This window comes from Pyxidicoccus caerfyrddinensis, from assembly GCF_010894405.1.
In the GTDB taxonomy this organism is placed as follows: Bacteria; Myxococcota; Myxococcia; order Myxococcales; family Myxococcaceae; genus Myxococcus; species Myxococcus caerfyrddinensis.
On sequence record NZ_JAAIYA010000008.1, the window covers coordinates 151,606 to 163,719 of the forward strand.

A 12,114-nucleotide genomic window follows, 5' to 3' on the forward strand; every position below is an offset into this window, starting at 1 on the left:
TGTTCCTGTGACCAGGGAGGGCGGGGGGGTGGAAGGCAATGATGTCTCCTGCGGGCAATCTGGCAGACGCATCAGCGGGAATCAGGTTGAAACTTCCTCCGCCAGCGTCAAGAGACGTGCTCGGTGAGCAGGCGCCGGGCTCGTAGACAGCCGAAGCGCTCTTCTCCTTCCGAGGTCCGCAGGGTGCCGAGCCCGTCCTTCGGGTCATACGCGATGATGACGGCGTCGGTGGGAAGCGCGAGCGTGCGCATGGGCGGGGAGCGTAGCGCCGGCGGTGGCCTTCTGGTGGGGCTGCCGCCCTACCCTCCCTCCTCCTCCACAGGACCCCTGGGGGCCCGTGCCGGCTGGGCCTCGGGCAGGGCATGCCTGGGCTCGCCGAAGGACATCAGCCGGCGGTGCAGCGGCGCGAGCAGGCCGAGGAGGAGCACGAGCACACCGGTGACCTGCAGGAGCCGATCGATGGAGACCGCCTCCGCCAGGGGGCCGAAGAGCAGCATGGACAGCGGCATCAGCGCGGTGGAGAGCATGGTCATCACGCTGAAGACCCGACCCAGGTAGGCCGGCTCCACCTTCTCCTGGAGCATCACCGCGGCGGGGGTGTTGTAGAGCGGCAGCGCCACGCCGAAGAGCGCCATGAACGCCAGGTACACCCCGAAGTGGGGCACCACGCCGAGGGCCAGGGTGCACGCACCCATGATGAGGTTGGAGGCGACCATGGTCCGCATGCGGTTGCCGAAGCCCTTCCACACGGCGAGCGCGGCGCCCCCCGCCATCATGCCCACCGAGAAGACCATCTCGATGGCCGTCAGCCGCCATACCTCGCCCCCGAAGCTGCGCGCCGTCTGCAGTGGCGTGAGGAACGCGGCGGGCGTGATGAGCACCACGATGACCCCCAGGTAGCTGAAGAACGGCACCAGGTGCGCGTGGCCGCGGATGTACCCGAAGCCGTCGCGGATCTCCCTCAGCTGCGAGGCCCCCTCCTGCACCGGCGCACGCGGACGCGCCTCCACCCGGACGAAGAAGGCCACGAGCACGATGGCCAGGGCCGCCGTCACCACGTCCACGTAGAAGAGCACCTGCAGGGGGGCCACGGACATGAGGAAGCCGGCGAGCGCCGGGGCCCCGAGCATGTTGACGGAGTTGAGCGTGCCCTGGATGCCGTTCACCCGCATCAGCTGGTCCTCGGGCACCAGCTGCGGCAGCAGCGCGCCCACCGACGGCTGCTGGATGGCGGTGCCCACGGAACGCACCGCCGCGGCCAGGAAGAAGAGCCACAGCTCCGTGCCGCGCAGGGTGAACACCACGGCCAGCGTCAGCGTCACCAGCGCAATCAGTGCATCGGCGAAGACGATGAGCTTGCGGCGATCGTACCGGTCGGCCCAGACACCCGCGAAGGGAGAGAGGAGGAACGTGGGCAGGAAGCCGGCCACGATGTAGAGCGTCATCATGACGCCCGAGTGCGTCTGCAGCGTCACCTGCCACAGGAGCGCGTACTGCACCAGGGAGGAGCCGAGCAGTGAGAGGGCCTGGCTGCCCAGGAACAGGGCCGTGTTGCGCTTCCAGGAGGCGTGCATGGCGGCACTGTAACCGCTGGGCATGAGCTCAGTCCTGGGCTGAGGCCCTGAACAGCCGCACCGGCCACCGGCCGGGCCGGGCCTCGGGAGACCGAGCCTGTGGCCCTCGGAGGGTGGGAGCGACAGCGGCGTCCGCCACCAGGCGGGCGAGCGGTACAATCATCCCGCATGGCACCCTCGACGTTCCGCGCCGTCTTCCGCATGCTCGTTGAGTCGAAGTGGCTTGCGCTCGCGGACCTCGAGGGGCTCGAGCAGGAGGTCGTCGACGATTTCCTCCGACATACCCAGGTGGGTTGTTGCAGCTTCCAGGGCGGCTTCTTCATTGAAGTCGACGGTGTGACCTTCAGTGACGAGGCCTCGGTCGACGAGTTCTGGATGACGTGGAGCTGGTTCTTCGCGCTGCGAAAGCTGCTCGATGGCGCGGAGGCGGCCGAGGCCGGGCCCTGGGAGGAGTCCCGCCTCCAGCTCTGGCGTCGTGGGGAGGTCCTGGCCATGGAGGACCGGAGCGCGGGCGGGAGGGTCCTCACGCCGCGTGTCGAGGTGGAACTCCGTCCCTTCGCCCAATCGCTGGCACGCCAGGGCCGCGAGCTGCTCGCCCTGTCGGACCGCCTTCTCGGGGTCCTCGAGGCGCGCGAGCCCCCGGTTCCCGCCCCTGTCCGACAGGCGCTCGTGGACGCTTTCAACCTGCCTCGGGATGTCGTGGAGGAGGTCGCCGCGAAAGCGGGCCTGTGAGGACGCACGCCAGCAGACGCAACGAGTGCAGTGCGATTGACGGTGAGTGTCAGGAAAGTTAGAATATTGGTGAAATGTTCAAAATCCGCGAGAAACAATTTTCACTCCTCGCGGCCGCGCGCTTCGACGCTTTCGTCGCGGATGCCGTCGCACAAGTCGATCGCTTCTGGCCGCAAGTCGCGGAGACGATGCCCCGCGCTTCGCTCCGAGCAAGCGTCGAGCAAACCCTGCGAGAAGGCATTTCGATGGGTCTGGACGACGAGAGCTCCCTGCTCCAGTTGCTCAATGTTTCACTCGCGCTGGGGGGGCTCGAAGATTCCGCGGCGCTGGCCATTCGCCAGAATGGCCATTCGCCACGGCAAAAGCTCGATGCATTGAATGCGCTGGCGCGACGCGAGCTGCGCCGCAGAAACGTTTGAGGAGCCTCGCAATGGGACTCGAAAAGAGCGACTGGGAGAATACACCCAATGCGACTCCCGATACGCCCTCGGCGACCGAGTCGTTCGCGGCGCTCGACGCGGAGGCGCGCCGCGACGGCCGCAATAAACCCCTGGGTCTCGTCACCAACTGTCCGCTGCCGTATTTCGAGGTCATCTTGCAGGACGCTTCGGGCGCGCCTCTGCCCGGCGTGCCGTGCGAGCTCGCGTTCCCCGAGGGCAGCGGCAAGCAGGGCACGACGGACGCGAATGGGAGAGCGCACTTCCCCAACGTCGAGGTCGATGCGTCCAGGCTTTCGCTCGAGATCACGGAGGACCTCACCGGCGAGCGCCCCGTGTATCGCGCCAGGGTCGTCCCGCGCACCGCTGAGCCTGCCGCCGAAGATGGCCCACGGCCGCCAGGCGCCCCCCTCTACTACGCGGCACGCAGCGAGCGACTGAGCTGACCCGCGCTTCACCCGCTCACGCCAGTTGCAGGGTGAAGCGCACGGGGAGGTGATCGCTCACACCGTCATCCCATGCGTATTTCTTGACGATGGCTTTGAGTGGCGCCGGCTTGCAAGGCGAGAGGCGCGCCTGCACGACCGCGGCTGCATACCCAGGATCTTCGGCGATGAGATTGATGGTGCCGCAATTGAGCACCGCACTGAAGCCGATGGTCATCACATGATCGAAGGCGTGATTTCCAATGTCGTCCAGTGTGACGGCGTTGTTGTTCTTGGCGCCTTGATACGCACCCGCCTGCGCGTTCGAAGAGCTCTGCAAGCTGGAGCGATTGGCGAGGCCTCCCAGGGCGGCCACGTTCCGCCTCGTATAGCCAGCGTTGACGAGAGCAACGAGCGCATTGCGCTCGGACACATCGTGTTTGAGGCCGGGGGTCACGGAGTTGCACGCCGTGGCTTTCGGGCCGCCGCCGGCCGTGAGCGGACACACGTTGAAGTCGCCGCAGACCGCGACGGACATACCGGCGCGTCCGGTCGTGATTTCTCGCACGGTCGCGAGGGCCTGCACCATCTGATAATTCGTTGGGTACTTGTCCTGCGGCGGTGCGTGCGCGCCGAGGATCTTGAAGCCGCGCCCCACGTCGGTCACCTCGACGTTGAACGCGTGATTGCCGACGGTCGGTAGCGGCCATTCGACCTTGCCATCGGGTCCGAGCTCCATCCCCGCGGGGAGCGCGTCGGTTGCGAGCGTCTTCGCGTGCTGTACGGCGCCGCCGGTGCCGCGCGCACCGATGGTGGTCAGCATCGAAGCATAGGGTTGTCCGGCGACGGCGACCGGGAGGGCGCCGCCGTTGGCAAGCGCGAGCCGCGCGCCCGCCGCGGCAATCGTGAAATTGAAGACGGCATTGACGGTTGCCGCGACGCCGTCCGTCAAGGTGATGTTCAATGAAAAGTTGCCGCTGGCGCCCGGCGTGCCCGTGAGCTGGCCCGCCGCGAAGGCGAGGCCCGCTGGCAGATTGCTTCCGACGGCCTCCGCGAACGCATAGGGCGGCGTGCCGCCTTCGGCCTGGAGCCGGTAGACGTAAGGTTGGTTGATGACCCCGTTCGGCAGTGGCGCGACCACCGCCAGCGGGCCGACGGCAGCCGCCCTGACTTGCAGCGCGATGGGCAGTCGTGCGGAGGTCTGGTCCACGACCTCCGCGCGAATGGTGTGATTGCCGGGGGTGGGAAGTGGCCAGTCGAGCGTGCCATCCGCGGACAAGGTCATCCCCGCGGGGAGCAGATGCGCCACGGACTCCGGAGCGTGGAACACCTCTCGCGCGAAGCCGCGGCCGCCCTGGGTGCCAATCACGAGTGAATAGGGTGCGCCGGCGACCGCAACGGGCAGATTCGCGGCGGACTCGAATGCGAGGCCGGGCGCCGCGGCGGCAATCGTGAAGTTGATGACCTTGGCGACAACGGCCGGGACCGCGTCGGTGAGGGTCACATCGAGGTGGAAGTTGCCGCTCGTGAGCGGGGTTCCCTGCAATCGATTGCCGACCAGCGCGACGCCTGGCGGTAGGTCGCTGGTGCCGGCCGAGGCCCAGACATACGGCGGTGTGCCGCCTTCTGCCTGGAGCGTGAACAGGTACGGCTGGTCGATGGCACCCGTGGGCAGGGTGGCCGTCTTGACCGCAAGCGCTCCACCGGCCGCGTCGACTTGCAGCGTGAAGTCGCGCGTGGTCCGATCGGGCGCGTTGAAGGTGGTCAAGTACGGGCTACGTCCGTAGAAGTCGATGGCAGTGCCGTTCGCCAGCGTGAAGGCCACCTGCCCCACCTTCGTGGTCGCCGCGCTCCAGGGCTGGGCCTGATTGGCCGGGGCCGTGGTGACGGTGGTGAGCGCGCCCACGCCGTCGGTGTGATCCGGGCCGGAAAACTGTACGACGTCGCCGAAGTAGAAGACCGCCACCATGTCCGAATCGGGAAAGTCCGCTGAGGCACGCAGCGGAGCGACGCGCCACCCGGCCTCCTTCGCCCGCAATGCGTAGTAGAGCCTCAATACGCCTTCGAGGCCGGGAGCATTGGTGACGATGTCGCCGAATCCGAACAGATTGGATCGGAAATACGGCTCGACGATGACGAACATGTCGAACTGCCGCACGTTGAGTGCGTCGTAGAGAACATCCAATATTTTATTGCCGTGGTTCTCCCAGGTGCCGGCAGGCTTCTTCGGCTTCTTGCTCGGAAGCTGCGATTTGAAATCCTTGATGTTCCAGGAGATGACGCGAATGTCGGGCATGGACGCTCAGCGAAGCCAGATGCACCGGGTGCCGGTGGCGCCGATGCAGGTGACCGTGTTGCCGTGGAGGGTCACGGTGAACTGACAGACGTAGGGCCTTACCAGGTCATCGAGATTTCCCTGCGGGGGGCCTTGTAGCCCGAGGACCTGGCAGAGGGTGGTGATGGCCAGCTGATCGGCGACGCCCGAACCGACGACCTTGAATTCCGGCTGGAACGATACCTGCGCATCAAAAGCGGCTTTGACGATGAGGCCACCGTCGTTGTTGGTCACCTGGAGCTTGCATTCGACGAGAGCGTAGACGTTGGTCGTGGCCGGCGTGCCGGGCAAACCGACGATGAAGCGGAGCTGGCACTCCTTGAGCGCGAGCTTCACGCCTTCCCGGAACTGCAGACGCCACACACCGGGATCGACGGCCAGCGCGATGCTGGTCACGGCGCCGGTGGGAAGCAGCGTCTCGTGATGATAGCCCATCACCGTCATGAATTTGGGCAGCGGCATCCGCCGGTCGACGACCTTGCGCCAGGCATCGCCGCCCATCCAGGCGTCGGCATCGGCAGGTGAGATGACCGACTCCTTCTCACCCTGGAACAGCGAGAGCTGCAGGAGCTGGTGATCGAGCGGCATCTTCGCCGACACCGTTCTCTTCGTCTTTCCGAGGTCCTTCGTGCCGACGAGCTCCACGTGCGTCTCGGAGAGCGGCCCGGAATCGTCCTCCTCGGCCATTTCGGTCGTCAACGTCGTGACGCGCACGTACGCGTTCTCGAGCGTCAACGTGCCCGTCTTCACGGTCACGAGTGGCGCGGTGACGAGAGTCAGCGGATCGTCGTCTTCCGGGTCCGGTACGTAGCCATGGAGAAGCAGCTTCTTGCCGGGTGCGTCCGTGGTGACCAGCCGCGCGAAGTTCGCATGAAACCCGAGAGTGGCGACCACGTTGACGCCGGGCTTCAACACGAGCTCCGTACGGTCCACTGTATACTTGGTATTTGTCGACGCGAAGATGACAGCGTGCTTCGAAAGCACGACAGCCTTCAAGGAGTCGCACGCAGAAAAGCCCGTCAGCTGATAGAGGAATTCCTCAGTGGTATCGGGGAAGTTATCGAAGCGCACGACCATCTCGATGCGTTCCGCGGCTTTCCACGCGACGGCGGTCACCGCGATTGCCGTGTCTCGAATCTTGCCCGCGATCTCCACGCGTTCGCAGTCGACGCGCTCGTACTCCGCCAACAACTGCTGGTATTGCAGCTGCGTCTTGCTGACGAGCGACCCGTGTATCGAGGGTAGCGACTGGACTGCCCCGTGCCGCCGTGCGTCCTCCTCACTGGCGAATTGCCTGGCGCCCATGTCCTCGCCCATCTGCGAGTCGCTGCCCATCGAGGAGGACTCTCGTACGAGATCGCGTCTGGCTCGCTCGAGATTGTCGAAGGCCGGGTCGGTCCTCGTCACCTTCTCCGGGATGATTCCCCATTTGTACGCCGCGGGGATCCGCGACTTCGGCGCGAACTTGACTCCGAAGTCATTCGAGATGTCGCCCATCGTGAACTGGAGCGTGGACGCGAGCTCTTCGTACATGCGACGCAATGTAGCCATTGGCGATGACCACTCTGGGCGCCACCAGAAGTGGGCGCCAGCTAAATCGCCCCCGGAGGTGCCCGCATGGGGGCGATACCACTTCACCCGATTCCGCATCGTCCGGTGGGCGGACGCCTCGCGAGCCCGGGCCCTCGATGGCTGGGGGTTGATGAAACAAGCCCTGCTCGCGACTTCCCGCGAGCGGGATGTCCAACGCCCTAGCAAGCTCCGTGCTCAGCGGTGATGCGCTCGCGCGCGCTCTGTGCCCGCGAGTCGCTTGGGTCTCCACTGCGTCGCCGCGGGACGCAGCTGCGTCCCTCAGGCCCGCGGGAAGGTGCGAAAGTCCGCCCTGGGCCGGCCCTGGAGAGAGCAATCTCCGGGGCCGTTGCCTTTCGTGCGCGCACGACCTGTCGCACGTCACCCCCTGAAGGACCCACCCCATGCATTTCCCCCCTCCGGAGCGGACCGTCCGCTCCCTCCTCGCTTCGCGCCCGGGCCTCATCGGCGCGCTCACCTGCGTTCTGCTCACCAGCTGCGTCGCCCCCTCCGGCACTCCCGAACCCACCGAAGCGTCTGGGGCCACCACCGTGCGCCAGGCGCTCGCTTGCAGCGGAGGAGGCAGCATCGACCAGCATGCCGCGCAGTGCGACGGCACGGGGAAGCTCGTGTCCTGGGCGCCCCCCACGAACCCGGGGTCCTCCGCCGCGTATGACTACGTGCTGGACCTGAACCAGAACTACCTGCTCGCGCTGCCCGACCTGTCCAACCTCACGAACCCGTCGGTGCCCAAGCCCGCCTACTACGCGCACTCGTACCTGTGCAGCGGCACGGCGCCCGGTTGTTCTCCAGCCGGCGAGCCGGTGGGCTGGCCTCACAACCCCGCCGGGCTGAATGCGATGCTCATCGAGTCCGGCCTCGCGTACTCGCCCTACAAGAACGACCCGCGCCTGCGGAACGCCGCGCTGGCGCTGCTGGACTGGCACCTGGCGCACGGAATGACGGCCGTAGGGGACCACTGGTCTCAGGTGCCCTACGCGAGCGGCGCCAGCGGCACGCTGACGTACGCCGGCACGCAGGCGGGCTCGTCGGTGGGCGTGGGGGACGGCATGGGCTACCTCCAGCCGGAGAAGGTGGGCGCGCTCGCGTGGGCCGCCGTCCAGGCCTTCAAGTTCAATGGAAACACTGCCTACCGCGACATGGCCATCAACGCGGCAAACCAGCTCACCAGCCACCTGCGCACCCCGAGCGCCACCGTGTCGCCGTGGCCCTACCGCGTGCGGGCCTCCGACAACGCCGTGCGCACCGGCGCGAACATCGTCGACAACTTCGCGTCCAACGTCGTGGAGCCCCTCAAGCTCTTCCAGGAGCTCACCCGGCTGGGCCAGGCGGGCGCCCTGGACGGCGCACCCGGCTACACCTCCACGCGGCTGTCCCAGTGGCAGAGCACCCAGGCCACGGTCCTCGCGTGGCTGCTCGGCGCCAACGGCCCCATCGCGACGCAGAACTGGACCCAGTACTTCGAGGACGTGGGCTCGGACGCCACCAACAACCTGAACCAGCTCGTCCCCGGGGAGACGGCCAAGTTCCTCATGGACAACCCCGCCCTGGACCCGAGCTGGCAGGTGCATGTGCAGAACATCATCGCCTTCATCGAGACGAACTTCGGGGACACGCTCGAGTTCGGCGCGCGTCCCATCAAGGAGCAGTACGCCTTCCACTACAAGATGGGCAGCCACACCGCGCGCTACGCCGCGGTGAATGCGCGCTACGCGGAGCTCACCGGGGATGCGGCGGCGAAGGACAAGGCCTTCCGCGCGTTCAACTGGGCCACGTACATGGTGCGAAACAGCGGGCTGACCATCGACGGGCCCTACCCCAACAACGTCTGGTTCACGGATGGCTGGGGTGACTTCATCCGTCACTTCGTCATCGGCATGGGCGCGCAGCCGGACTGGGCGCCCGCCGGACAGAACCACCTGCTTCGCTCCACCTCCGTCGTGAAGAGCGTCACCTACGGGCCCGGCAGCGAGGTCCGCTACACCACCTACGACGCCAGCGCGACGGAGGTGCTGCGCCTCGCCTTCGTCCCCTCGACGGTGACGGCGGGCGGCACCGCCCTCTCCCAGCGCACGGACCTGGCCGCGGACGGGTGGACCTTCGACACCGGCAACAACGCGCTCCGCATCCGCCACTCGACCAGCGGGGTCATCCTCATCTCCGGGGCGCCTCCCACCGCCCCCACCGTCGCCATCACCACGCCTTCCGCGGGGCAGAACTTCACCGCGCCCGCGACGCTCGGCCTGGGCGCCACGGCCACGGCCAGTACGGGCCGCACGATTGCCAGCGTCACGTTCCGCGCGGGCGCCACCGTGCTCTGCACCGTGAACGCCCCGGTCTCCAACCCCGTCACCTGCACGGCCACGAGCAGCCTGGGCAATGGCAGCCACACGGTGAGCGCGGAGGCGGTGGACACCCTGGGAGAGAGCGGCTCCGCGTCGGTGGCAATCACAGTCGCCGGCCCGCCCACGGTCAGCATCCTCAGCCCCACCTCCGGCGCCACATTGCCCACGGGGAGCACGACGCTCAGCGCCTCGGCCAGCGCGGGCGCGGGGCGGACCCTCACGCGCGTGGAGTTCTTCCAGGGCACCACGTCGCTCTGCTTCACGACCACCGGCACGGGCTGCACCTGGAACGCGACGGCCGGCACGTATTCCAACGTCTTCGCCCGAGCGACGGACAATGGCAGCCCGGCGCTCGTCACGAGCTCCGCGCCGGTGAGCTTCACGGTGAGCCCCTCCGTGGGCGGCGTGCGGCTCGTAGGCGTCGACACCGTGGGGACGCAGAACGACTTCGACAACGGCGGCTCGGTGAACGCCTTCCAGTACACCGCCGTCGCGACGGGGACGCTGGGGACGCTCAAGGTCTTCGCGGCGCCGGGCAATGCCAATGCCTCGCTGTCCATTGGCGTCTACAGCGATGCCTCGGGCGCTCCGGGCACCCTGCTCTCCTCCTGCACCGCACCCGTGGTGGATGCGCTGCCGTTGGTGACGGGCCAGTGGTACGGCTGTACCGCCTCGCCGCAGGTGACGCTCACGTCGGGCACCGTCTACTGGCTGGCCCTGCTGGGCGCGAACGGGGGCGGCGTGTTCCGCTACATGGACCTGCCCACCGGCTCGATGCGCTTCTCCCCCACGGGCCTCTCCGCGCTGCCGGGCCCCACGTTCGGCACCTCCACCGTGTACGCGGGCGCGTCCAGCGCTTCGATGTATGGCCTCTCCGCGGGCAGTTCCACCGCGCCGACGGTGGCCATCACCCAGCCGGCCGCCAACGCCAACTTCACCGCGCCCGCCAACCTGAACCTCCAGGCCACAGCCACGGCGGGCCCGGGCCGCACGCTCACGAAGGTCGAGTTCTTCGACAACGGCACGGCGCTGCTCTGCACGGTGACCGCGCCCGCCACCACGTCCGTGAGCTGCGGGGTCAGCTCGCTCCAGGACGGCGCGCACAGCGTGACGGCGAAGGCCACCGACGACACGCTCCAGGCCACCACCTCCGCCGCGGTGCCCCTGACGCTGTCCAACCCGCCCTCGGTGAGCCTCACCTCGCCCGTCGCCAATGCCACGTACACGACGCCAGCCTCCGTGCCGCTCGCCACGACCGCCACCGCGGGTCATGGCCGGAGCATCGCGCGGGTGGACTTCTACGCGGACGGCACGTCGCTCATCTGCTCCAGCAACACCAGTCCCTACGGCTGCATCTGGAGCAATCCCTCCCAGGGAAGCCACACGGTGCGCGCCGTGGCCGTTGACACCGGCAACCCCGCCGCCAGCACCAACTCCGCCACCGTCTCCATCACCGTGAGCAGCGCCGCCACCGCGCCCGCGGCGCCCACCGGGCTGACGGCCACGGCGGTGTCGTCGGGGCAGATCAACCTGGCGTGGACCGATGCCTCGACCAACGAGAGCGGCTTCCAGGTGGAACGGGCGCCGGACGTCTCCGGGGCCCCGGGCACCTTCGCCCAGGTCGGGACGCCGGGCGCCAACGTGACGACGTTCAGTGACACGGGCCGGGCCGCGAGCACGCGCTACTGGTACCGGGTCCGGGCGACGAATGCCGTGGGAAGCTCGGCCTTCACGGCCAACGTCAGCGCGACGACCCCCGCCGCGCCCACGGCCCTCGTCGGGAACAGCACAGTGTTGACGGCGTCCGACTTCGAGCACGCGGGCGTCGCGGCCGCGTTCAGCTACGTGGCGAGCGCCACCGGCAACGTCACGGGTCTGCGCATCTACGTGGATGGACAGACGGCGGCCACCACGCTCCAGCTCGGCCTGTATGCGAATGGGAGCGGGACGCCCGGCGCGCTGCTGCGCAACTGCACCGTCGCGACAGTCACTCCCGGCGCATGGAACGTCTGCACCATTACCTCACAGGCGGTGACGTCGGGCACGACGTACTGGCTGGCCGTCCTCAGCCCCACCGGCGGGGGCGACATCTACTGGCGACACACCAGCGGCACCGGTTCCTACAAGGTGCAGCCGGGACTCGCGACGCTGCCCTCCACCTGGTCCGGCACCGGCGGCTACCCGGGCAGCAATATGTCCGCCTACGCCGGCAACTGAGCCACTGCAGCGCTGCCCTTTCGAACTCGGCCGGCGCCGCGCCACTGACGCGCGGCGTGCGGGCCGTGGCTTGCGCGCCAACCCCGGGCCCGAGGAAGCTGCCGCCCCATGGAATTCAATCCAGCCGAGCTCATCATCACCGGGGGCTTCAGCCTGTTCTTTCTCGTGTCCGGTGTGCGCGCCCTGGTGCGCAAGCGGATGACGGTCGTGAACCCCGCCCATTCCGGGGCCTGGCCGGGCCTGCTCGGCAAGGCGATGCACTCGCAGCTTCAGAAGAACCCGCTGGACCTCCATCCTTCGCCCCACATGGAGGCGACCGGAGGACGGGCCCTCGGGATGGCCGTGCTCTACCTCGTGCTGGGCGTGGCCTTCCTGGGCCTGGGCGTCTTCGCCACGCTGGTGGAGAACGGCGTACTCTGAAGCAGCGGGCCCGCCCGGGCCGCCTCACCGCGTCCACCC

Annotated in this window: 9 protein-coding genes; 5 read left to right on the top strand and 4 right to left on the bottom strand. The window is 67.9% G+C overall.

Annotation, left to right across the window (positions count from 1 at the left end; all coding sequences use genetic code 11):
* Nucleotides 1–107 precede the first annotated feature (107 nt).
* Entirely contained in the window at nucleotides 108–251 is a 144-nt protein-coding gene (locus tag G4D86_RS20350; RefSeq protein ID WP_163995653.1) for a hypothetical protein, read from the bottom strand.
* 48 nt (nucleotides 252–299) lie between these two features.
* Nucleotides 300–1,598 (bottom strand): MFS transporter, encoded by a 1,299-nt coding sequence (locus G4D86_RS20355; RefSeq protein ID WP_240360368.1) that lies wholly within the window; start codon nucleotides 1,596–1,598, stop codon nucleotides 300–302.
* A 144-nt stretch (nucleotides 1,599–1,742) separates the two neighbouring features.
* Here G4D86_RS20355 and G4D86_RS20360 point away from each other — a divergent pair, with 144 nt between their 5' ends.
* From G4D86_RS20360 to G4D86_RS20370, 3 genes are all read left to right on the top strand, one after another.
* Nucleotides 1,743–2,306: a hypothetical protein gene (locus tag G4D86_RS20360; RefSeq protein WP_163995654.1), complete on the top strand. Its 564-nt coding sequence runs from the start codon at nucleotides 1,743–1,745 to the stop codon at nucleotides 2,304–2,306.
* A 74-nt stretch (nucleotides 2,307–2,380) separates the two neighbouring features.
* Nucleotides 2,381–2,725: a hypothetical protein gene (locus tag G4D86_RS20365; protein WP_163995655.1), complete on the top strand. Its 345-nt coding sequence runs from the start codon at nucleotides 2,381–2,383 to the stop codon at nucleotides 2,723–2,725.
* Nucleotides 2,726–2,736: 11 nt separating this feature from the next.
* A complete protein-coding gene (locus G4D86_RS20370; protein WP_163995656.1) occupies nucleotides 2,737–3,189 on the top strand; it encodes a hydroxyisourate hydrolase in 453 nt (150 codons plus the stop codon).
* Nucleotides 3,190–3,205: 16 nt separating this feature from the next.
* Here the strand turns inward: G4D86_RS20370 and G4D86_RS20375 are convergent, their stop codons facing one another.
* Nucleotides 3,206–5,464 (bottom strand): Ig domain-containing protein, encoded by a 2,259-nt coding sequence (locus G4D86_RS20375; protein WP_163995657.1) that lies wholly within the window; start codon nucleotides 5,462–5,464, stop codon nucleotides 3,206–3,208.
* Nucleotides 5,465–5,470: 6 nt separating this feature from the next.
* Nucleotides 5,471–7,036 carry a hypothetical protein gene (locus G4D86_RS20380; protein ID WP_163995658.1) on the bottom strand — a complete coding sequence of 522 codons (1,566 nt, stop codon included), beginning with the start codon at nucleotides 7,034–7,036 and terminating at the stop codon, nucleotides 5,471–5,473.
* 440 nt (nucleotides 7,037–7,476) lie between these two features.
* Here G4D86_RS20380 and G4D86_RS20385 point away from each other — a divergent pair, with 440 nt between their 5' ends.
* Together G4D86_RS20385 and G4D86_RS20390 are read left to right on the top strand one after the other, a co-directional pair.
* Nucleotides 7,477–11,655: an Ig-like domain-containing protein gene (locus G4D86_RS20385; protein WP_163995659.1), complete on the top strand. Its 4,179-nt coding sequence runs from the start codon at nucleotides 7,477–7,479 to the stop codon at nucleotides 11,653–11,655.
* A gap of 108 nt (nucleotides 11,656–11,763) precedes the next feature.
* On the top strand, nucleotides 11,764–12,075 hold the full coding sequence (locus G4D86_RS20390) for a hypothetical protein (RefSeq protein ID WP_163995660.1): 312 nt from the start codon (nucleotides 11,764–11,766) through the stop codon (nucleotides 12,073–12,075).
* Nucleotides 12,076–12,114: the final 39 nt, after the last annotated feature.

What these genes read in the sequence shown, in the direction of transcription:
- G4D86_RS20350 (WP_163995653.1), bottom strand. Translation starts at nt 251, where the DNA reads ATGCGCACGCTCGCGCTTCCCACCGACGCCGTCATCATCGCGTATGAC.
- G4D86_RS20355 (WP_240360368.1), bottom strand. Translation starts at nt 1,598, where the DNA reads ATGCCCAGCGGTTACAGTGCCGCCATGCACGCCTCCTGGAAGCGCAAC.
- G4D86_RS20360 (WP_163995654.1), top strand. Translation starts at nt 1,743, where the DNA reads ATGGCACCCTCGACGTTCCGCGCCGTCTTCCGCATGCTCGTTGAGTCG.
- G4D86_RS20365 (WP_163995655.1), top strand. Translation starts at nt 2,381, where the DNA reads ATGTTCAAAATCCGCGAGAAACAATTTTCACTCCTCGCGGCCGCGCGC.
- G4D86_RS20370 (WP_163995656.1), top strand. Translation starts at nt 2,737, where the DNA reads ATGGGACTCGAAAAGAGCGACTGGGAGAATACACCCAATGCGACTCCC.
- G4D86_RS20375 (WP_163995657.1), bottom strand. Translation starts at nt 5,464, where the DNA reads ATGCCCGACATTCGCGTCATCTCCTGGAACATCAAGGATTTCAAATCG.
- G4D86_RS20380 (WP_163995658.1), bottom strand. Translation starts at nt 7,036, where the DNA reads ATGTACGAAGAGCTCGCGTCCACGCTCCAGTTCACGATGGGCGACATC.
- G4D86_RS20385 (WP_163995659.1), top strand. Translation starts at nt 7,477, where the DNA reads ATGCATTTCCCCCCTCCGGAGCGGACCGTCCGCTCCCTCCTCGCTTCG.
- G4D86_RS20390 (WP_163995660.1), top strand. Translation starts at nt 11,764, where the DNA reads ATGGAATTCAATCCAGCCGAGCTCATCATCACCGGGGGCTTCAGCCTG.